The sequence below is a fragment of the Duganella aquatilis genome (assembly GCF_009674565.1).
GTDB classification, from domain to species: Bacteria; Pseudomonadota; Gammaproteobacteria; order Burkholderiales; family Burkholderiaceae_D; genus Rugamonas; species Rugamonas aquatilis.
In genome coordinates, this window is sequence record NZ_WKJL01000030.1 from 20821 (window position 1) to 43640 (window position 22820).

Here is a 22820-nt window from a genome sequence, read left to right on the forward strand (position 1 = left end):
AAATGCCGCCCGGTGCGAACCGGGCGGCATTTTTCATTTGCGCGCCCAAAGTGGTCATTTATAGGCCAGCCAGGCACGCTCTGGTAGAATAATGGGCTCTGCAAGCGCCGTCCTTGCTCACAGTTTCCATACTTCCGTGATATCTACGATGACCTCTACGCCCCAACACCCACAAAAGGCCAATGCGATCCGCGCGCTGGCGATGGACGCCGTCCAGAAGGCCAATTCCGGCCACCCAGGCATGCCGATGGGCATGGCCGAGATCGCTGTTGCGCTGTGGAGTGGCCATTACAGCCACAACCCGGCCAACCCGAAATGGGTGAACCGCGACCGCTTCCTGCTGTCGAACGGCCACGGTTCGATGCTGCACTACGCGCTGCTGCACCTGAGCGGCTACGCCGTCACCATGGACGACATCAAGTCGTTCCGCCAGATGCATTCGAAGACTCCGGGCCACCCGGAAGTCGGCTACACCCCGGGCGTGGAAACCACCACCGGCCCGCTGGGCCAGGGCATCGCCAACGCGGTCGGCATGGCGCTGGCTGAATGGCTGCTGGCAAGCGAATTCAACAAGCCGGGCCTGGACGTGGTCGACCACTACACCTACGCCTTCGTCGGCGACGGCTGCCTGATGGAAGGCATCTCGCACGAGGCGTGCGCGCTGGCCGGCACCCTGGGCCTGAAAAAACTGATCGCCCTGTACGACGACAACGGCATCTCGATCGACGGCAAGGTGGAAGGCTGGTTCACCGACGACACCCCGGCCCGTTTCGAAGCCTACGGCTGGAACGTGATCCGCGCGGTCGACGGCCACGACGTGGCTGCCGTATCGGCCGCCATCGCCGCCGCCAAGACCTCGGCCAAGCCGACCCTGATCTGCTGCAAAACCATCATCGGCAAAGGTTCGCCGAACCTGCAAGGCGGCGACAAGGTGCACGGCGCCGCGCTGGGCGACAAGGAAGTGGCCGCTGTGCGCGAATACATCGGCTGGAGCGCGGCCCCGTTCGAAGTGCCGGCCGACGTCTACGCCGCGTGGGACTTCAAGCCGGCCGGCGCCAAGCTGGAAGGCGAGTGGAACGCGAAGTTCGCCGAATATACGGCCAAGTTCCCGGCAGAAGCCGCTGAATTGACGCGCCGCATGGCTGGCGAGCTGCCAGGCGCGTTCGACGCCGCCCTGGCCGCCGGCATCGCCGCCACGGTCGAAAAGAAAGAAAACATCGCCACCCGCAAGGCCAGCCAGAACGCCATCCAGGCGCTGGCGCCGGTGCTGCCGGAATTCCTGGGCGGCTCGGCCGACCTGACCGGCTCGAACCTGACCAACTGGAAGGAAATCACGCCAGTGCGTTCCGGCCAGCCAGGCAACCACATCAACTACGGCGTGCGCGAGTTCGGCATGTCGGCGATCATGAACGGCGTCGCCCTGCACGGCGGCTACATCCCGTTCGGCGCCACTTTCCTGACCTTCGCCGACTACAGCCGCAACGCGCTGCGCATGGCCGCGCTGATGAAACAGCGTTCGATCTTCGTGTTCACCCACGATTCGATCGGCCTGGGCGAAGACGGCCCGACCCACCAGTCGGTCGAGCACGTTTCGTCGCTGCGCCTGATCCCGAACCTGGACAACTGGCGTCCATGCGACACCACCGAATCGATGGTGGCGTGGGGCGCGGCGGTCCAGCGCAAGGACGGTCCGTCGACGCTGATCTTCTCGCGCCAGAACCTGCCGTACCAGGAGCGTTCGGCCGAGCAGATCGCCGACATCGCCCGCGGCGGCTACGTGCTGCGTGAAGCGGCCGACGCCCAGGTGACGCTGATCGCCACCGGCTCGGAAATCGAACTGGCGCAGGCCGCCGCCTCGGCGCTGGCCGCCGAAGGCATCACCGCGCGCGTGGTGTCGATGCCGTCGACCGATGTATTTGACCGTCAGGACCCCGCCTACAAGGCCGGCGTATTGACCAAAGGCGTGCCACGTGTGGCAATCGAAGCTGGCGTGACCGATTTCTGGTACAAGTACGTTGGCCTCGAAGGCGCTGTTGTCGGCATCGATACCTTCGGTGAGTCGGCTCCGGCAGGCGTGCTGTTCAAGCACTTCGGCTTCACGGTGGAAAACGTCGTGGCGAAAGTCAAAACTGTCATTGCTTAATCTATAATTGCTTGTTGCCTTAACTATATTTCTAATCAGGAGCAAAGTATGACGATCAAAGTTGCAATCAATGGCTATGGCCGCATCGGCCGTAATGTACTGCGCGCTTTCTACGAAGGCGGCAAAAAACAGGACATCCAGATCGTTGCCATTAACGACCTGGGCGACGCCAAGTCGAATGCCCACCTGACCCGTTACGACACCGCCCACGGCAAGTTCCCTGGCACCGTGACCGTCGACGGCGACAACATGATCGTGAACGGCGACGTGATCCGCGTGTTCGCGCAGCGCAACCCGGCCGAAATCCCATGGGGCGACCTGGGCGTGGACGTGGTGCTGGAGTGCACCGGCTTCTTCACCACCAAGGAAAAGGCTTCGGCCCACCTGAAGGGCGGCGCCAAGAAAGTCATCATCTCGGCCCCGGGCGGCAAGGATGTCGACGCCACCATCGTGTACGGCGTCAACCAGCACGTGCTGAAGGCGTCGGACACCGTGATCTCCAACGCATCGTGCACCACCAACTGCCTGGCGCCACTGGTCAAACCGCTGAACGACGCCATCGGCGTTGAAACCGGCCTGATGACCACTGTGCACGCTTATACCAACGACCAGGTATTGTCGGATGTTATGCACGAAGATCTGCGTCGCGCCCGTTCGGCCACCATGAGCATGATTCCAACTAAAACCGGCGCTGCCGCTGCGGTTGGCCTGGTATTGCCGGAACTGAATGGCAAACTGGATGGTTTCGCGATTCGCGTACCGACCATTAATGTTTCGCTGGTCGACCTGTCGTTTATCGCCAAGCGCGATACCACCGTGGACGAAGTTAATGCGCTGATGAAAGCGGCCGCTGAAGGCGCGCTGAAAGAAGTGCTGACTTATCAAACCGAGCCATTGGTTTCGGTGGACTTCAACCATAATCCAGCGTCGTCGAATTTCGATTCGACCCTGACCAAGGTTTCGGGCCGCCTGGTGAAAGTATCGTCGTGGTACGACAATGAATGGGGTTTCTCGAACCGCATGCTGGATACCACCGTCGCACTGATGAACGCCAAGTAATCCGGAGTATCTCCGCTAAAGCCTCCCGGTTCGCCGGGAGGCTTTTTTTTATGCAGCCCAAGCCAAAAACTGGTGTTTGCGTGCCAATTTCTGGCTTGTTTGCGGGGCAGGGACGTAAAAAAGCCGGGACGCAGCCCGGCTTTTGCTTGGGAGAAGAGCGGCTTACTTGTAGGCGCCGGAACCGATCAGGAAGTCGTCGACTTTCTCGACATAGCCGGCCTTGGTTTCCACCGTCTTGGTGACGGGATTCGGCCATTTAAAATCCACCCAGCCGCTGCCCTTGGTTTTGGCGACGTCGATCATTTCTTTAATCATCAGCTTGCCTTCATTATCTTTCAGCGTGATTAAAGATTTACCCACCATTTTAGGATTATTCCCGTGGGCTAATGCGATGCCATTAAAATCATAAACGTAGATATATAAATCGCGGTCATGGAAAGTAGTATTAGTGGGATCGGAAATCGCGGCAAAGGCTTTTTCCTTGCCATCGGACTTTACTAATGCGACGGCTTTTTTCACCATCGCCACCGCTTCTTCCCGACTTCCTTTTTCTGTCGCCGATGAAACCCCACACAGCGCAAGACTGATAGCGGCTGCTGCAAATAATGCTTTCATGCGAGTTCTCCTGTTTTAAATGACAGCGTGCCTGCTGCGCTTTTATGATTATGGCTATCCATATTAGCGCAGCTAAAGAACAGAGAAACGGTCGGCGTTGCTAAATGGCAACATCCTCACTAAACAAACTCTCCCACAAGGCCCGTACCTGCGCCGCCTGGCCAGCCACCAGCGCCGGGTCGATGCGCGCCAGATCCTGTCCCTGCAACCGTAACTGGTGTTGCAGCTTGCGGTATTTGCGGTAGGCGTCGGCCACGCTGGCGGCCAGGCTGGCGTCAATCAACCCCAGTTCGGCGCACATTTTCAATAATGCAATGTTGCCAAAATTGGCAGTCAGCTGCGGATAGGTATGGGCGTGCTGCAGCACCAGGTATTGCACGATGAATTCGATATCGATCATGCCGCCCGGGTCCTGCTTCAGGTCGAACAGGGCGCTCAGGTTGGGCTTGGCGTCGACCATGCGCTTGCGCATCGCCAGCACCTCCTGCTTGAGCGGACCGTCGGCCGGGCGTTCCTTGCGCAGCACCGCCTCGCGGATCTGCTCGAAATGCTGGCCGATGGCGACGTCGCCGGCGCAGTAGCGGGCGCGGGTCAGCGCCTGGTGCTCCCAGACCCAGGCCGAGTTGCTCTGGTACTTTTCAAACGACGACACCGACGACACCAGCATGCCGCTGGCGCCGTCCGGGCGCAGCGCGGTGTCGATGTCGAACAGGATGCCGGCCGAGGTATGCGAGGTCATCCAGGTAATAAAACGCTGTGCCAGCTTGGCGTACTGGGCCGGCGCGTCCTGGTCCGCATCGTCGTAGAGGAAGATCACGTCGAGGTCGGACACATAGCCCAGCTCCTTGCCGCCCAGTTTGCCGTAGGCGATGACGGTGAACAGCGGCACCTCGCGGTGGCGCGTGGCCACCGTCTGCCATACCGCCTTGATGGTGGCGGCAACAATGGTGTCGGCCAGCGCCGACAGGTAGTCGGCCAGTTTCTCGACCGTCAGGTCGCCGGCCAGGTCCTGCGCCAGCAGATGGAACAGCTGGGCGTGGTGGATTTCGCGCAGGATGTCCATCTGGCGCTCGGTGTCGCCGGGGCAGGCCGCCAGTTGCTTGTCGATATCGGCCGCCAGCGCCGCCGGGTCGAAGACGGCGTTGCGCACGCGGTCGTCCAGCAGTTCGTCCAGCAGAATCGGGTGCTGACTGAGGAATTGCGCGGCCCAGCCGCTGGCGTGCACCATGCGGATCACCCGCGCCAGCGTGTGCGGATACTCGGTCAGCAGCGACAGATAGGCCGAACGGCGCGCGATGGCTTCCAGGAAATCCAGCAGCCGGCCCAGCGTGGCCAGCTGGTTACCGCCGCTCGATTCGCTGGACGCCTGGATAATCAGCGGCAGCGCGGTGTTGATCAGTCCCTGCAGGCGGTTGCGGCTGGCTTCCGGCAGCGATTGCAGGCGCGGCGCCTGCCAGGTGGCGATCAGGCGCTTGGTGGCGTCTTCCGGCGCCTCGAAACCAAGGGCGGTGAAGCGCGCCACCATGGCTTCGCGGTTGTCCGGATCGGCGCATTCGTTGCTGGATTGCAGTTCGATGTCGTTTTCGCTGGTTTCGGTCTTGTCCGAGAACATTTCGTCGAACTGGCCGGCGACGAACTGGCGGTGCGCTTCCAGTTGCAGCAGCAGCGTCGCCACGTCAGGCAGCCCCATCATTTCGGCGACGGTCTGGCGGTCGGCGTCGTTGGCCGGAAGGGTGTGGGTCTGGGCGTCGTCCAGGTATTGCAGGCGGTGCTCCAGGTTGCGCAGGAAAGTGTAGGAAGCCAGCAGTTGGTAGACGATGGCGTGACTTAGCAGGCCTTTCTCGGCAATAATGCGTAGCGTGGTACGCGTCGAGCGGTCGCGCAGGGCGGCGTCGCGGCCGCCGCGGATCAGCTGGAACACCTGCGCCAGGAACTCGATTTCGCGGATGCCGCCACGGCCCAGCTTGACGTTGTTGCTGCGGTCCGGGTGCAGCCGCTCCTGGCGATTCACCTCGGCGCGGATCTGCGCGTGCATATTGCGGATGGCGTCAATCACGCCAAAGTCCAGGTAGCGGCGGAACACAAAGGGCCGCACAATCGCATCCAGCGCGGCGATATCCTCGGCGCGCCCGGTGACGGCGCGCGCCTTGACCCAGGCGTAGCGCTCCCACTCGCGGCCCTGGACGATCAGGTATTGCTCCACCATGCCCAGGCTGGCGGCCAGCGGGCCGGAGCCGCCGTTGGGCCTCAATGCCATATCGACGCGGAACGTGTAGCCATCTTCGGTGATCTCCGCCAAGGCGGCGATCAGTTTCTTGCCGAGGCGGATGAAGAATTCGTGGTTGGACAGGCCGCGCTGGCCCGGACCGGCGGCGGTGTCGCCGTCTTCCGGGTAGACGAAGATCAGGTCGATGTCGGAGGATACGTTGAGTTCGCCGCCGCCTTGCTTGCCCATGGCCAGCACCATCATTTCCTGCGGCAGGCCGGAATCGCGTCCGATCGGCTGGCCGTGCGCCGCCACCATTTCCGCGTGCAACTCGGCCATGTGCTGCTGGATGGCGAAGTCGGCGAAGCGGGTCATGGTTTCCACCACTTCGGCCAGGTTGGCCTTGCCTTCCAGGTCGCGCCGGATCAGGGTGCAGACCAGTAGATGGCGCAGGCGGCGCATGGCGCGCACCAGCGGCAGTCCGCCAATTGCTTCTTTCTGTAAATAATCCGCCAGATCGATCTGGGCAAGCGATAATTGCGCCAGTTCATCAACCTTGGCGGCGCGCTCGGGGGCGGCTGCCAGCCAGCGTTGATAAAAGCGGGAAACTAACGGCGAAACAGGGGAGACGGACGGTAGAGTCATAGAGGGATAAGGTAGAATTGCTACGAAAACCGAGTTTAGCGATTTATTTCACGCATGGCCTGATTTATTAGCGTATTAATGCAAAAACCAGAAGAGGAGACCGTGACAGGCGAAGGCCCATTGGCAGCGCGCTGGCACCGGCTTCGTACCGCCTACAGGATCTGCAATCTGGCCACCCATCACGTGCTGGGCTTCACGCTGAAGCTGGCGCTGCTGTTGTATTTTGCCTTCACCATCCTGTTCCTGACGCTGCGCTACGTGGTGCTGCCGAATATCGACCATTACAAGGGCGATATCGAGCGCCTGGCCAGCCGCGCGGTCGGCAACCAGGTCACCATTTCCCGCGTGTACGCCTCGTGGAACGGCTTCCGGCCCAACCTGTTCCTTGGCGACGTGGTGCTGCACGACCAGAAGGGCCGTCCGGCGCTGACGCTGCCGAGCGTGTCGGCCACCTTGTCGTGGTGGTCGGCGGTGGCGCTGGACGTGCGTTTCCAGTCGCTGGAGCTGACCCGGCCGGACCTGTCCGTGCTGCGCGACACCGACGGCAAGCTGTACGTGGCCGGCATTTTCATCGATCCGAGCAAGCCGAGCGACGGCAAGGGCCTGGACTGGCTGCTGATCCAGCGCGAAATCGTCATCCGCGAAGGCCGGGTGCAGTGGACCGACCGCCAGCGCGCGGCGCCGCCGCTGGCGCTGGACAACTTCCAGTTCGTGCTGCGCAACCAGTGGCTGCATCACCAGGTGTCGCTGCGGGCGACGCCGCCGGCGGCGCTGGCGCAGCCGCTCGACCTGCGCGCCGACTTCACCCATCCGGCGTTCGGCGCCCGCGTCTCCAATTTCTCGATGTGGAAGGGCGAGCTCTACGCCGACATCCGCAACACCGACCTGCTGGCCTGGAAGACCTGGATCGATTATCCGTTTGAACTGAGCAAGGGCCACGGCTCGCTGCGCGCCTGGGTCGGCGTCGACCAGTCGCGCCTGACGGGCGTCACCGCCGATGTCGGCCTGAGCGACATCACCGCCGTGCTGGGCAAGGATCTGCCGCTGCTGGACCTGCAGCAACTGGGCGGCCGCATCGCCGTCCACGAAGACATCCGGCCGCCGCTGGCGCGCAAGGGCGCGGTGACGCCGCGCTTCGGCGCGCTGGGCCACAGCCTGGAACTGAGCAAGCTGACGCTGACCACGCGCGACGGCCTGGTGATGGCGCCGACGTCGCTGTCGGAAAAATTCGTCGCGGCGGCCGGCGCCAAGCCGGACAAGGTCGAGGTGCGCGCGCCGCAGCTGGACCTGCAAACCCTGGCCGGCCTGGCCGAACGCCTGCCGCTGACCGAACGCCAGCACAAGATGGTGGCCGGCTTCGCGCCGCGCGGCCTGCTGCAAAACTTCTCCGCCGAATGGCAGGGCGCCTTCCCGGCCTTGCAGACCTACCGCATCAAGGGCGACCTGGTGGGACTGGGCCTGAAGCCGCAGCCGCCGCGCCTGGCCCAGCCCAAAAACGGCAAGACGCCGGCTATCGCCGGCATGCCGGCGCTGCCCGGCTTCGACAACCTCAGCGGCTCGATCGACGCCACCGAGCAAGGCGGCAATTTCAGCCTGAATTCGCAGCAGCTGGTGCTGCAGATGCCGGATTATTTCGCCGAACCGTCGATGCCCTTCGATCACCTGAACCTGAAGGCGCGCTGGTCGTTTGAAGCCGACAACCAGCTGCTGTTCCAGATCGACGCCATGGATTTCGAGCAGGAAGGCATGAGCGGCACGCTGCAAGGCTCGCACCTGATCCCGCTGGCCGGCAAGGGCCCCGGCAAGGCCGACCTCAGCGGCACGCTGACCGGCTTCCAGCTGAACCGCATCGGCCGCTACCTGCCGATGCAGACGCCGCACGAAATCACCCACTGGCTGACCGGCGCGCTGGAAGGCGGCGTCGCCTCCGACGTGACGATCCGCCTGCGCGGCGACCTGGCGCATTTCCCGTTCAAGGGCGACAGCGCGGCCGACAAGGCGCGCGGCGAATTCCGCGTGGCCGGCAAGCTGACCGACGCCAGGCTGAATTACGAGCCGGGCTACTATCTGCATGACGGCAAGGAACTGGGCAAGGACGGCAAGCCGCTGCCGCTGTGGCCGCAGGCCGAGCACATCAAGGGCAGCTTCCTGTTCGAAGGCGCGCGCATGGAAATCCGCGGCGACACCGCCACCACCGCCGGCGCCGCGCTGAGCAACGTCAAGGCGGTGATTCCAGACCTGAGCGTGCACGATTCGATGCTGGAAATCGACGGCAACGCCGCCGCGCCGATGCAGGAATTCCTGCGCTACGTGTCGATCAGCCCGGTGCTGGACTGGATCTCGCGCTTCACCGAAGAAACCCAGGCCAGCGGCAACGCCAAGCTGGCGCTGAGCCTGCGCATTCCGCTGGCGCACGCGATCGACACCAAGGTGCAGGGCACGGTGCAGCTGGCCAACAACGACATCGTGCTGATGAACGATTTGCCGGTGGTGCAATCGTCGCAGGGCAAGATTGAATTCAACGAACGCGGCGTCAACCTGAACCAGCTGTCCGGCGTGTTCCTGGGCGGTCCGGTGTCGATCACCGGCGGCACGCAGAAGGACAACGCGATTGTCGTCAAGCTGGGCGGGCTGATGACGGCGGACGGCTTCCGCCAGGCCTTCCCGATGCCGGCCATGCAGCGCCTGGCCGATCGCTTCGCCGGCGCCACGCGCTACAGCGGCACCGTCACGGCGCGCGACCACCAGGTGATCGTGGCGGTCGATTCCAGCCTGACCGGGCTGGCGCTGGACCTGCCGGCGCCGGTGAACAAAACCGCCACCGACAGCATGCCGGTGCGCTTCCTGCTGACCAGCGGCCTGACGCCGGACGCGGGCGGCCTGCTGCATGACGACATCCGCATCAACCTGGGCAGCGGCATCGCCGCGCGCTACCAGCGCCAGAAGCAGGGCAAGCAGCACTGGAAGCTGGTGCGCGGCGGCATCGGCATCAACGTGCCGGCGCCGGAACCGGACAGCGGCATGGCCTTCAACATCAATATGCGCGAGCTGAACGTCGACAACTGGCTGGACTTCGCCGACACCGTGGCCGGCAAGGGCGAGGCCGCCGCGCCAGCTGCGGCGGCCGACAGCACCGACTTCACCCAGTACGTGGTGCCGGACGCCATCGCCGCGCGCACCAGCGAGCTGGTGATCGGCGGCCGCAAGCTGGAAAACGTCGTGGTCGGCGTCACCCACCAGAAGGGCACCTGGCAGACCAGCATCGACTCCACCCAAGCCAACGGCTACCTGACCTGGGCCGAGCCGTCGACCGGCGCCGGCCTGGGCAAGGTGACCGCGCGCCTGTCGTCGCTGGTGATCCCGGAATCGGCCTCCAGCGAGGTGCAGGCGCTGCTGGACGACAAGAGCGCCGCCGCCACCATCCCGGCGCTGGACGTGGTGGTCGAGCGCTTCGAACTGTTCAACAAGCCGCTGGGCCGGCTGGAACTGCAGGCCAACAACGCCGCGCTAGCCAACGCACGCGAATGGCGCGTCAACAAGCTGTCGCTGGTCAACGCCGACGGCGAGTTGAACGGCACCGGCAAGTGGGTCACCAAGGGCGGCGTGCATGAGACCACGCTCAACTTCAACCTCGGCATCATCGACGCCGGCAAGCTGCTGGAACGCTTCGGCTATGCCGACACGCTGAAGGGCGGAAAGGGTTCGCTGAAGGGCGACATCGCCTGGAAGGGCCTGCCGTATTCGATGGACCTGCCGAGCCTGTCCGGCCAGATCGCCCTGAATGTCGAGAAGGGCCAGTTCCTCAAGCAGGACCCCGGCGCCGCCAAGCTGCTCGGTGTGCTGAGTCTGCAAGCCTTGCCGCGCCTGCTCAAGCTGGACTTCCACGACGTCTTCTCGGAAGGCCTGGCGTTCGACGGCATCACCGCCAACGCCACCATCAACCGCGGCATCGTCAAGACCGACAACTTGAAAATGCATGGCGTGGCCGCAACTGTGTTGATGGACGGCGTGGCCGACATCGCCAACGAAACCACCAATCTGCACGTGGTGGTGATCCCCGAGGTCAACCTGGGCACGGCGCCGCTGGTGTATGCGCTGGCCGTCAATCCGGTGATCGGCCTCGGCAGCTTCCTGGCCCAGCTGTTCCTCAGCGCGCCGGTGATGAAGGCGCTGACCTACCATATGCAGGTGAGCGGCCCGTGGAAGGCGCCGGTTGTCACCAAGCTGGATGCCGCTAAACTAGAACAGACCGCCCCGCCGAAAGGATAGCCATGAACAATACCGTTGCCGCCATACAAATGATTTCCTCGCCATCGGTGGTGGAAAACATCGTCACCGCGCGCCGGCTGGTGACCCAGGCCGCCCAGGGCGGCGCGCAGCTGGTGCTGCTGCCGGAATACTGGGCCATCATGGGCTTGCAGGACAGCGACAAGGTCAAGGTGGCAGAGCCGCTGGGCAGCGGCCCGATCCAGGACTTCATGGCCGGCCTGGCGCGCGAGCTGGGCATCTGGCTGATCGGCGGCACCTTGCCGCTGGCCTCGGACGACGCCGACAAAGTCATCAACACCACGCTGGTGTACAACCCGCAGGGCGAGCACGTCAGCCGCTATGACAAGATCCACCTGTTCGGCTTCACCAAGGGCAGCGAGTCGTACAATGAATCGAAGACCATCGTGCCGGGCACCCATGTCGGCGTGTTCGAGTCGCCGTTCGGCAAGGTCGGCATGTCGGTGTGCTACGACCTGCGCTTCCCGGAACTGTTCCGCGCCATGGGACCGGTGTCGCTGATCGTGGTGCCGGCCGCGTTTACCTACACCACCGGCATGGCGCACTGGGAAATCCTGCTGCGCGCGCGCGCCATCGAAAACCAGTGCTATGTGCTGGCGGCGGCGCAGGGCGGCATCCATCCGAACGGCCGCCGCACCTGGGGCCACAGCATGCTGATCGACCCATGGGGCACGGTCAAGTCGGTGCTGGCCGAGGGCGAGGGCGTGGTGCAGGGGGACGTCGACCTGGCCTATATGGAAGGCGTGCGCGACAGCCTGCCGGCGCTGAAACACCGGACCATGTGATATCCACTACAATGCCGGTAACACCTCACAGAAAGCATCACCATGAAGCCATTTGAACCCAACCTGTCCACCCTGGCCGTAGCGCGCGATATCCTGCTGACGCCGTTCGGGCTGGATGAAGGCAAGCTGCTCAAGACCCTGGGCGCGATGTTCACCCACAAAGTCGACTACGCCGACTTGTATTTCCAATTTACCAAAAACGAAGGCTGGAGCCTGGAAGAGGGCATCGTCAAGACCGGCAGTTTCTCGATCGACCAGGGTGTCGGCGTACGCGCCGTGTCGGGCGACAAGACCGCGTTTTCGTATTCGGACGAAATCTCCGAGGCGGCGCTGCTGGATGCCGCCGCCGCCACCCGCACCATTGCCCGCGCCGGTTCCGGCAAGGTCAAGGTGGCCGGTGCGATGAACCACGTCGGCGGCCGCGCGCTGTACCTGCCGCACGATCCGCTGGTGTCGCTGGACGCCACGGCCAAGGTCAAGCTGCTGGAACGCATCGAGAAAATGGCGCGCGCGAAAGACCCGCGCGTGGTGCAGGTGATGGCCAGCCTGGCCGGCGAATACGACGTGGTGCTGGTGGTGCGCAGCGATGGCGTGCTGGCGGCCGACATCCGTCCGCTGGTGCGCGTGTCGCTGACCGTGATCGTCGAACAGAACGGCCGCCGCGAAGTCGGCTCGTCGGGCGGCGGAGGTCGTTATGACTACAGCTACTTCAGCGATGCATTGCTGGAGCAGTATGCTGACGACGCCGTCAAGTCGGCGCTGGTGAACCTGGACGCGCGTCCGGCGCCGGCCGGTCCGATGACCGTGGTGCTGGGCCCTGGCTGGCCTGGCATCCTGCTGCACGAGGCGATCGGCCACGGTCTGGAGGGCGACTTCAACCGCAAGGGTTCGTCGACCTTCTCCGGCCGCATCGGCGAGCGTGTGGCGGCCAAGGGTGTCACCGTGGTGGATGACGGCACGCTGGCGGATCGCCGCGGTTCGCTGAACATCGACGACGAAGGCAACCCGACCCAGTGCACCACGCTGATTGAAGACGGCATCCTGAAAGGCTACATCCAGGACACCATGAACGCGCGCCTGATGAAGATGCCGGTGACCGGCAACGCGCGCCGCGAATCGTTCGCGCACCTGCCGATGCCGCGCATGACCAACACCTACATGCTGGGCGGCGACAAGGATCCGGGCGAGATTCTGGCGTCGGTGAAGAATGGCTTGTATGCGGTGAACTTCGGCGGCGGCCAGGTTGATATCACCAACGGCAAGTTCGTGTTCTCGGCCAGCGAGGCTTATATGATCGAGAACGGCAAGATCACCTATCCGGTGAAGGGCGCGACCCTGATCGGCAATGGTCCGGAAGTGCTGAACCGCGTATCGATGATCGGCAACGACATGAAGCTGGACCCGGGCGTGGGCGTGTGCGGCAAGGAAGGCCAGAGCGTGCCGGTGGGCGTCGGCCAGCCGACACTGCGCATCGACGGGGTGACCGTCGGCGGTACAGCGTAAAAAAAAAGCCCGGCATGCCGGGCTTTTTAAGCTACTTAGAACTTGTACGACGCCTTCACGTAGAAGGTCCGGCCCAGCGGGTCGGTAAAGCGTGGATCGTAGCCGCTCTGGAACGTCGTGCCCTGGTTGGTGTACGGCGGCGCGCTGTCGAACAGGTTCTTGATGCCGACCGTCAGGTCGGTATTCTTGAAGCCGGTGTAGCTGGTCGACAGCGAATACGTCGAGTACGCACGCACCTTGTGGTAGTACGCATCGTCCACATCGTTCTCATCCACATAACCGCTCAGATACTTGTTCGAGAAGCTGGCGCCCCACGGGCCCTTCTTCCAGCTGATGGTCGCATTGTGCTTCCAGCGGAACACCGGCGCATTGTCGCCATACACGCCGACGTTTTCCACGAACTCGCCACCGGTCTCGTTCTGGTACTTGTAGCTGTGCACCCAGGTACCGTCGAACTGGAAGCCGAAGTCGCCGTACGAGGTGCGCGGCAGTTTCCAGCGCAGGCTGGTGTCGATGCCCGAGGTCTTCACTTCACCCAGGTTGTCCAGCACCGCATTCACGTACTGCAGCGTCTTGCCATCGGCCGAGTACACGAAGTAGCTCTTGTACTTCTCATAGTTGTCGAAGATGGTCGATTCGGACACGGTGCCGATCGAATCCTTGATCTTGATGTTGAAGTAGTCGAACGACACGCTGACCGCGTTGAACGGCTCGAACACCACGCCCAGCGCGAAGGTCTTGGATTTCTCCGGCTTCAGGTTGGCGTTGCCGCCGCTGCGGATGTACTGCTGCTGGTTGCACGCCACGTTCGGGTTGGCGCCGGTGGCCGCCACGCCGCCAGGGCACAGCACCGGATCGTCATACGAGTTGCTGGTGAAGGTCGAGGTGGCCGGGCCGTGCAGGTCGTACAGCGTCGGCGCGCGGAAGCCGGTGTTATACGAGGTGCGGAACAGCACTTCCTTGCTGGCTTCCCAGCGCAGGCCGACCTTCGGATTGAAGCTGCCGCCGACGTCGTTGTAGTGGTCGTAACGGGCGGCGCCCGACAGTTCCAGGGTCTTGGTCAGCGGCACGCTGATTTCCGAGTACAGCGCGGCGATGTTGCGCTGGCCGGCCTGGTCCTGCGCATCGGCATAGCCGGAGCTCGACGCCTGCGAGGCCAGCGCGGTGTTGACGTCATAGGTCGCCTTGTCGTGGCGGAACTCGCTGCCGATCGCGAAGCCGACGCCGCCTGCCGGCAGCTGGTAGATCTCGCGGCTGATCTTGCCGTCGACGCCGATGCTGGTCATCTTGGCCGCCAGGTATTCGCCGCGCAGCTGCGCCGCATCGATGTAGGCGGTGCCGGTCGCCGACTGTTCGCCGAACGGATTCAGCGTGCCGTCCAGCACGCCGGCTTTCATCAGCGAGTCGTTGGTGTAGCCGCCGATGAAGGCGCTGGCCGCCTTGTTGATGCCGTAGGTCAGGCCGACGTTGTAGTCCCAGCCGCCCACCAGGCCTTCGGACGCCAGCACCAGGCGGTCGGAGATCGAGGTGTCGTAGCCCATGCGGTTGCCGGCGGCCACGGTACGCCAGTTGATGGTCAGGTCTTCGCCGGTCAGGCCGGCCACGGCCGGCACGCCGGCGCTGCCGCCCGGATAGTACGGGCTGGCCGAGGTCATGGTGATGCCGGTCAGCGGCGACGGCGCGATGCTGCTCTGGTTGGTCGAGCGGCTGTGCAGGTATTCAATCGTCGCGACATTGTCTTCGCTGAGCTTGAAGGTGGCCTTGCCCAGGAAGGATTCCTGCTGCGTCTTCGGAATGTCCTGGATGTAGGCGATGGTGTCGGTACGGCAGGTGCCGTTCGACTTGCTGATCAGGCCCTTGCCGACGCAGCCGCTGGCGTAGTACGGGTTGCCGGTGATGCCGTTGGCCGAGTAGAAGTTGCCCGGCTGCGAAGTGCCGCTGCTGTTGTTGATGCCCTTGTCGGCGCGCACGCTGGTGCTGGAGAAGTCGCGGTCCACCGCGTCCAGCGCGGTCTGTTTGTGGAAGTCGACCACGCCGAAAACGTTCCAGCCGTCCTTGTCGAGGTCGCCGTAGCCGCCCGACAGGTTGAGGCGCGATTCGGCGCCGGCGCCGCTGGCCTGCGGCTGGTAGCGCTCGACGCTGACGTTGGCGCCGGTGACCGAGCGCTTGGTGATGAAGTTGATCACGCCGCCGATGGCGTCGGTGCCGTAGATGGCCGAGGCGCCGTCGCGCAGCACTTCGACGCGTTCCAGCGCCGACAGCGGAATGATGTTCAGGTCGACCGAGGAACCGTTGAACGGATGGTTGGCCAGGCGGCGGCCGTTCAGCAGCACCAGCGTCTTGTTGCTGCCCAGGCCGCGCAAGTCGGCGGTGGCGATGCCGCCGGTGCCGGAGCCGACCGACTGGCTGCTGCCGGTCACGCTCTGGTTCATCGACAAGGTGTTCATCACCTCGGCGGCGGTGGTCAGGCCTTGCTTCTCGAAGTCGGAGGCCTTGATGGTGGTGATCGGCAGCGCCGTTTCCGTGGCCAGGCGCTTGATGCTGGAACCGGTCACTTCCACGCGCTGGATCGGGGCGTCGTCGGTTTGCGCCAGGGCGGCGTGCATGCCGACCGCCAGGCCGCCGGCAAACAGCGCGCGCAAGGTCCGGGACATCGCTCTTTCAATCATCATTGTTTTAACTCCTGCATTGGTATGGGAATGGGTGGTTTGCTTCGTGAGCAAAGGCCATCAAACCATCGGCAGGGGGACTGGAACAATGACGCTCGAACAATTTTGCTGCGATGCGACAGAACGCAAAACGTCACAGTTGTTAAGAGGCTTTTTTGCCTGTGGCGATGAAGCGGGCGCTGCGGCGCGGCCTGCCGCCACAGCGTCCGGTTACATCTGCTTACATGCGCTAGGAACTTAACATCGAGTGACGGGGTGTAAAGTTTTGTTCAGAACTTGTAGGTGAGGCGCGCGTACCACGTGCGGCCCAGCGGATCGGTGTAGCGCGGATCGTAACCCTGCTGGAAGGTGGTGCTCTGGTTGGTGAAGGGCGGATCTTCATCGAACAGGTTGCGCACCCCCAGCGTCAGGTCAACGTGGGCGATGCCGCTGTAGTTGCCGGACAGCGCCCAGGTCGAGTACGACTTCACCTGGTTGAGGAATTCCGGATCCACCGCGTTCTGGTCGGTGTAGCCGGACATGTAGCGGTTGGTCAGCGACGCACCCCATGGTCCCTGCTGCCAGCTCAGCGTGGCGTTGTGGCGCCAGCGGAACACCGGCGAGGCGTCGGCATAGCGGCCGAGGTTTTCCGTGAAGGCGCCGCCGCGCTCGTTCTGGTAATCGTAGTTGCGCACCCAGGTGCCGTCGATCTGCAAGGCCAGCGTGCCGTAGCGGCCTTTCGGCAGGCGCCACAGCAGGCTGGTGTCGACGCCGCTGGTCTTGACCTCGCCGAGGTTGTCGGTGATCAGCGAAACATCGTCGAGGCGGGTGCCGGCGGCGTTGTAGTGGAATAAGCCCTGGTACTTGGCGTAGTCGTTGAACACGGTCTGTTCGGCCAACGCGCTGATCTGGTCGCGCAGGCGGATGTTCCAGTAGTCGAGCGACAGCGTCAGGTCGCGCACCGGCTCGAACACCACGCCGGCGCTGTAGGTCTTGGAGCGCTCGGGCCGCACATTTGGATTGCCGCCCTGGCGGATGTTCTGCTGCTGGTCGCAGGCCAGGTTAGGATTGGCGCCGGCCACCGGCACGCCGCCGGGGCACAGCACCGGATCGTTCCACGGATCGGAGGAGTTGGTCACCGTCTGCGGGCCGTGCAGGTCGAACAGCGTCGGCGCGCGGAAGCCGCGGTTCCACGAGGCGCGCAGCAGCAGCGCCGTCACCGGCTGGTAGCGCAAGCTGAGCTTCGGCGTGAAGCTGCGGCCGACGTCGCTGTAATGGTCGAAGCGGGCGGCGGCGTTGAGCTCCAGGTTCTTGATCACTGGCGCGTTGAGTTCGGCGAACAGGGCGTAGATGCGGCGGTCGCCGGACTGGTCCTGGGCGTCGGCATAGCCCGAGCTGGACGCCTGCGAGGCCAGCGCGCGGTTGATGCTGTACAGCGCGCGTTCCTTGCGCGCCTCGGCGCCGAGCGCGAAGCCCAGCGCACCGCCGGACAGCTGGTACAGGTCGCGCCCGGCGCGCACGTCGAGCGCGGTGGCGCGCATGCGCGCGCGCAGGTATTCGCCGATCAGCAGCGAGTCCTGCAGATAGGCCAGGCCGGCCGCGCTCTGCTCGCCGAAGGGATTCAGCAGGCCGCTACCGACGCCGTCGATCATGCGCTGGTCGATCACGTAGCCGCCGGCAAAGGCGCTGGCGGCCTGGCTGATTGAATGGTTCAGGCCGGCGCTATAGTCCCAGCCGGCCAGCGTGCCTTCGGCGCTGAGCACCAGCCGGTCGGCGGTGCTGGTCGAGTAGTCGGCGCGGCGGCCGGTGACCAGCGGCCGCCAGCTGACGTCGAGATCCTCGCCGCTCAGGCCGGCCACGGCCGGCACGCCGGCGCTGCCGCCCGGATAGTAGGGACTGTCGCCGTGCATGATCAGGCCGATGCCGGCCAGCGGCGGCGGCGCCACCCGCGCGGTGTTGGTGCTGCGCGCGTGCAGCAGTTCCAGCGCCAGCGTGTGATCCTGGCTCAGCTTGTACGACGCCCGGCCCATATACGACTCCTGCTTGGTGTAGGGAATGTCGTCGACCTCGCGCGTGTAGTCGTAGCGGCAGGTGGGCGAGCCGCTGGTGTTGGGCACCGAGGCCGGCGGCAGGCAGCCGCCGGCGAAGGCGGGATTGCCGCTGATGCCGTTGTCCGAAAAGAAGTTGGCGGGGAAGGGCGTGCCGCTGGTCTGGCTGACGCCGCGGCTGGGGATCACGCCGGTGGCCGAGAACGGCCGCGCGATGGCCGGCAGTTCCAGCTGGCGGTGGACGTCGATCACGCCGAACACGTTGAAGCGGTCGGTGGCGAGATCGCCGAAGCCGCCGCTGAGGTTGAGCCGGCGCTCGCTGCCGCCACCTTGCTCCTGCGGCTGGTAGGCTTCCACGGTGACCTCGCCGCCTTTCACCTGGCGCTTGGTGATGAAGTTGATGACGCCGCCGATGGCGTCGCTGCCGTACACGGCGGAGGCGCCGTCGCGCAGGATTTCCACCCGGTCGAGCGCCGACAGCGGAATCACGTTGAGGTCGACGCTGTCGCCGAGGATGGGATGGGCGGCGATGCGGCGGCCGTTGAGCAGCACCAGCGTGCGCTGGCCGCCCAGGCCGCGCAGGTCGGCCTGCGACTGGCCGCCGGTGCCCAGTCCGACCGACTGCGCGCTGGACACCGAGGTCTGGTTCATCGGTATGCTGTTGAGCACCTGCTGGGCGGTGGTCAGCCCCTGGCGGGCGAAGTCTTCGGCGCGGATCGAGGTCAACGGCAGCGAGGTTTCGCTGGCGATCCGGCGGATCAGGCTGCCGGTGATTTCCACCCGCTGGATCGGCTCGGTGGTGTCCTGGTCGGGCGTTTGCGCCGCGGCGTTGGCCGCCAGCAACGCCGTGGCGATGTGCGTGATAAAGCGTTTGGTCATCGTGTTTCTCCCTTGAATGGCCGCAGTGCGATGTGCATGCGCAGCAAGCCCAGTCTTGCGGTGTTCAAGGAAGGGAAATCTGATCTGCATCAGGTGTGCGCGATAAACTGCTTGCCAAGCGCCTGAAGTTGTTGTTATAGTCGTCCAACACATACGGACTGACATGACCCACTTCTACTTTAACGGCTGGTTTTACTTTAGCTTCCCAACCCCTCAGGCGGTGGAGTAGCGGCCGGTGCACGTAGAAGCAAAAACGAGTCCCAGCGAATTCCCGAAAAAACCGCCTCCTCCCGAGGCGGTTTTTTTTTACCCGTGTTTTTATCGATGTTTTTAGATCACTTGGAGAACAGCAATGCCCCGTACCGATGACTTACGCATCCGCGAGATGAAGGAATTGACGCCACCGTCCCACCTGATCCGCGAGTTTGCGTGCACGGAAGCAGCTGAACAGACCGCCGCCAATTCCCGCGTGGCGCTGCACCGCATCCTGCACGGCCAGGACGACCGCCTGATGGTGGTGATCGGCCCGTGCTCGATCCACGATCCGAAGGCGGCGATGGAATATGCGCGCCTGCTGGCGCCGCTGCGCCAGCAACTGGCCGGCGACCTGGAAATCGTCATGCGCGTGTACTTCGAAAAGCCGCGCACCACGGTGGGCTGGAAGGGCCTGATCAACGATCCGTACATGGACAACAGCTTCCGTATCAACGACGGCCTGCGCATGGCGCGCGAGCTGCTGCGCGACATCAACGAGCTGGGCTTGCCGGCCGGCACCGAGTTCCTCGACGTCATCAGCCCGCAGTACATCGCCGACCTGATCAGCTGGGGCGCGATCGGCGCCCGCACCACCGAGTCGCAGGTGCACCGCGAGCTGGCCTCCGGCCTGTCCTGCCCGGTCGGCTTCAAGAACGGCACCGACGGCAATGTGCGGATCGCGGTGGACGCCATCAAGGCCGCCTCGCAGCCGCACCATTTCCTGTCGGTGACCAAGGGCGGCCACTCGGCCATCGTGTCGACCAACGGCAACGAGGACTGCCACATCATTCTGCGCGGCGGCAAAACGCCGAACTACGACGCCGCCAGCGTCGACGAAGCCTGCAAGGCGATCGCCGGCCAGGGCCTGGCGCCGCGCCTGATGATCGACGCCTCGCACGCCAACAGTTCGAAGAAACCGGAAAACCAGGTGCCGGTGTGCGCCGACATCGCCGGCCAGGTGGCGGCGGGCGACAAGCGCATCGTCGGCGTGATGGTGGAATCGCACCTGGTGGCCGGCCGCCAGGATCTGGTGCCGGGCAAGGAACTGACCTATGGCCAGTCGATCACCGATGGCTGCATCGACTGGGACAGCAGCGTGCAGGTGCTGCAGGGACTGGCCGCGGCCGTGCGCCAGCGCCGCCTGGCGACCATCGCCGCCGAAGCGGCGGCAAAATGAAAAAAGCCGGGCTGGTCCCGGCTTTTTTGATGACTGCGGTCTGCGCTTACAGCGTGTAAGGACCATAGGCGTAGTGCTTGCCCAGGGTTTCCAGGGCGCGGCGGATGATGCGCTTCCACGATGGCGTGGCGGCAGTTTTGGCGACGGTTTGGGTGGCCAGGGTAGCGGTAGCAGTAGTCATGGTGGTTTCCTGTGGACAGCAATGATTATCGATGGACACAGCTTACCGCAAGCGCAGATATAAATATAATTTTAAATTTCGATATGCGCCATATGTAAAATGGATAACTTAGGCATATGAGACATACGCTGCCTGAATAATGGAAAAGGGCCGGCACATGGCCGGCCCTTCGGTCGTTCCAGCGCAGGGCTTAGAACTTGTACTGCGCCGTGATGTAGAAAGTACGGCCCAGCGGATCGGCGTAGCGGCCGTCGTAGCCGACCTGGTTGCCGCCGCCCGAGTTACGCACCGAGAACGGCGGATCCTGGTCCAGCAGGTTGCGGATGCCGGCGGTCAGGGTCAGGTTTTTGATGTAGTTCAGCTTGGCCTGGTAGTCGACCGTGGTGTACGACTTGACGTTGCGGTCCATGCCGGCGGTGGCGCCGATGCTGCCGTCGGCGTTGACCACACGCACCTGGGCGTCGTCGGCGGTCAGCACCTTGTCGTGGTAGCCGGAGCGGTAGTTCACCGTCAGCGAGTTGCTCAGCTTGGTCGAGGTCTTCAGCGTGAAGATCATGCGGCTGACCACGCGGAACACCACGTCGTCGTAGGAGTCGAAGCGGCCGATCGATTTCTCGGTGCCGACGCCCGGCGTTTCCTGTTCAGCCTTGAGCATGAAGGTGCCGGTCCAGTTGACGCTGGCCTTGCCGATCGGCGTGGCCGCGCGCAAGGTGGTGTCCCAGTCCACGCCCTGGAAGTGCGACGACGCCAGGTTCATCGGCGCGCGCACCGCCACCAGCACATTGCTCTTCTGGATAGGGTCGGCGTACACGGCGATCCACTGGTTGGCCAGGGTCGGGTTGGTGAACAGCTGGTCCTGCGAGAAGGTGCGGATCTGGTTCTTCAGCTTGACGTCCCACCAGTCCAGGCCCACCGAGAAGGCGGTGGTCGGCTCCAGGCGGAAGCCGACGGTGGCCTGTTTCGAGGTTTCGGCTTTCAGTGCGCCGGCGCCGGTAGCCGGGTTGCCGCTGTCGAGCAGGCCGTATTCCGACGAGCCGGGACGGCAGTACACGGCGCGTGGATCAGGCGACTTGACCGGGCAAGGGAAGGCGTTCGACGAACCGGCGTTTTTCAGCGGGTCGGCGATGTTGTTCATGGTCGGCGCCTTGAAGCCGGTGCCATAGGAGCCGCGCAGCAGCAGCGACTGGGTCGGCGTGTAGCGCAGCGCCAGCTTGTAGGTGGCCTTGGCGACGTCTTCGCCCAGCTTGCCGCCCGGCGCTGCCTTGCCGGTGGAGTCGTAGCTGGTGTTGTGCTTCTGCACCGCGTCATAGCTGTCGTAACGCACGGCGGTGGTGGCTTCCAGATCCTTGGCGACCGGCATCAGCAGCTCGGCAAACGCGCCCCAGTTGTTGCGGCTGGCGTCGAGCGCCTGCGAGCCGGTGCCGCCGCCGATTTCCACGTCGGTCCAGCCCGGATTGCCAGGGCCGGGGCCCATGGCGATCTGCGATGGCGTGTCTTCGTATTTCTGCTTGGTGAAGTCGGCGCCGACGCCCAGGGAGGCAGGGCCGCCCGGCAGTTCAAACACTTCGCGCGAGGCGTGGGCACTGACCACGTCGATCTTCGACTTGGTCACGTCCAGGTCCTGGTGCAGCACGGCGGCCGCCAGTACCGACGCGGCGCCGGTGCTGGAGACGAAGGGGTTGTACTTGCCGGTGCGGATCAGTTCCTCGAACTTGTCGCCGCTCATGTAGCCGGCCAGCGCCTTGTCGGTCTGCTTGTTCTGCGAATGGGTGTAGGACGCGCCCACGTCCCAGCCGGCGTAGTTGCTGTCGATGCCGAAGACGATGTGGGCGGCGTCGGTGCGGTACTCGTCGGTACGGCCGCCGGCATCGGCGCCGCGGTAGTACAGGAAGGCGTCGGTGGCGTCAGCGGCGTTGATGCCCTGGCTGGCCAGCAACGGCGCGACCGAGCTGTTGTAGGCGCCGATGTAGTTGTTGTTGACGGTCTTGACGCCGGTCACCGGATCGGTGCTGAACACGGTCAGCGGCTGCGCGGCCGGCGCGTAGCGCGCGGTGTTGGTGAACTTGGACAGCACCACTTCGCTGTAGGCGGTGGTGTCCTTGCCCAGCTTCAGGGTGCCGTTGGCAAAGATGCTGTCGCGCTTGAGTTCCGGCAGCAGTTGCACGGTGGCGGCGTAGTCGAAACGGCAGGCGCCGCTGCGCGAGAAGGTGTTGGCCTGGGTGCAGCTCTTCTTGTTCAGCAGGTCGGTGTTGAGCACGATGTCGTCGTTGGCGGTGACCACTTCGACGTTGGCCGGTGTCGAGTTGATACTGGTCTGCCAGGTGGCGTACTGCTTGCCGTCGTGGGTGAATTTCTGCACGCCGGACACGCCTTGCGGCGGGTCCGGCTC

The 22820-nt window shown here is 64.1% G+C and carries 12 protein-coding genes; 6 read left to right on the forward strand and 6 right to left on the reverse strand.

Features of this window, described 5'->3' with window-relative positions; genetic code table 11:
- The first annotated feature begins 148 nt into the window (after positions 1-148).
- The gene (tkt, locus tag GJ698_RS26510; protein ID WP_154360870.1) at positions 149-2143 is read left to right on the forward strand and encodes a transketolase; all 1995 of its coding nucleotides are present in this window, start codon (positions 149-151) and stop codon (positions 2141-2143) included.
- Positions 2144-2191: 48 nt separating this feature from the next.
- Positions 2192-3202, forward strand: a complete 1011-nt coding sequence (gap, locus tag GJ698_RS26515; protein ID WP_154360871.1) for a type I glyceraldehyde-3-phosphate dehydrogenase — start codon at positions 2192-2194, stop codon at positions 3200-3202.
- Positions 3203-3364: 162 nt separating this feature from the next.
- Here gap and GJ698_RS26520 read toward each other — a convergent pair whose 3' ends face one another.
- On the reverse strand, positions 3365-3817 hold the full coding sequence (locus GJ698_RS26520) for a cache domain-containing protein (RefSeq protein ID WP_154360872.1): 453 nt from the start codon (positions 3815-3817) through the stop codon (positions 3365-3367).
- 100 nt (positions 3818-3917) lie between these two features.
- The gene (gene glnE / locus GJ698_RS26525; RefSeq protein WP_154360873.1) at positions 3918-6668 is read right to left on the reverse strand and encodes a bifunctional [glutamate--ammonia ligase]-adenylyl-L-tyrosine phosphorylase/[glutamate--ammonia-ligase] adenylyltransferase; all 2751 of its coding nucleotides are present in this window, start codon (positions 6666-6668) and stop codon (positions 3918-3920) included.
- Between the two features lie 78 nt (positions 6669-6746).
- On the opposite strand from glnE, the gene GJ698_RS26530 reads away from it, so the two are divergent.
- Genes GJ698_RS26530 through tldD form a run of 3 tightly spaced genes read left to right on the forward strand, consistent with a single transcriptional unit; the run spans position 6747 to position 13243 of the window.
- Positions 6747-10937 carry a YhdP family protein gene (locus GJ698_RS26530; RefSeq protein ID WP_154360874.1) on the forward strand — a complete coding sequence of 1397 codons (4191 nt, stop codon included), beginning with the start codon at positions 6747-6749 and terminating at the stop codon, positions 10935-10937.
- A 2-nt stretch (positions 10938-10939) separates the two neighbouring features.
- A complete protein-coding gene (locus GJ698_RS26535; RefSeq protein WP_154360875.1) occupies positions 10940-11740 on the forward strand; it encodes a carbon-nitrogen hydrolase family protein in 801 nt (266 codons plus the stop codon).
- 42 nt (positions 11741-11782) lie between these two features.
- On the forward strand, positions 11783-13243 hold the full coding sequence (gene tldD, locus GJ698_RS26540; protein ID WP_154360876.1) for a metalloprotease TldD: 1461 nt from the start codon (positions 11783-11785) through the stop codon (positions 13241-13243).
- 35 nt (positions 13244-13278) lie between these two features.
- On the opposite strand, the gene GJ698_RS26545 is transcribed toward tldD, so the two are convergent.
- Both GJ698_RS26545 and GJ698_RS26550 read right to left on the reverse strand, forming a co-directional pair.
- The gene (locus GJ698_RS26545) at positions 13279-15915 is read right to left on the reverse strand and encodes a TonB-dependent receptor (protein ID WP_229260184.1); all 2637 of its coding nucleotides are present in this window, start codon (positions 15913-15915) and stop codon (positions 13279-13281) included.
- A 266-nt stretch (positions 15916-16181) separates the two neighbouring features.
- Complete coding sequence (locus GJ698_RS26550) at positions 16182-18818, reverse strand: TonB-dependent receptor (RefSeq protein ID WP_154360877.1); 2637 nt, start codon at positions 18816-18818, stop codon at positions 16182-16184.
- 352 nt (positions 18819-19170) lie between these two features.
- Between GJ698_RS26550 and aroG the strand changes: the two genes are divergently transcribed.
- Entirely contained in the window at positions 19171-20250 is a 1080-nt protein-coding gene (gene aroG, locus GJ698_RS26555) for a 3-deoxy-7-phosphoheptulonate synthase AroG (protein WP_154360878.1), read from the forward strand.
- Between the two features lie 46 nt (positions 20251-20296).
- Here the strand turns inward: aroG and GJ698_RS31215 are convergent, their stop codons facing one another.
- Entirely contained in the window at positions 20297-20431 is a 135-nt protein-coding gene (locus GJ698_RS31215) for a hypothetical protein (protein ID WP_267874239.1), read from the reverse strand.
- Between the two features lie 190 nt (positions 20432-20621).
- Entirely contained in the window at positions 20622-22790 is a 2169-nt protein-coding gene (locus GJ698_RS26560; protein WP_371865443.1) for a TonB-dependent receptor domain-containing protein, read from the reverse strand.
- Positions 22791-22820: the final 30 nt, after the last annotated feature.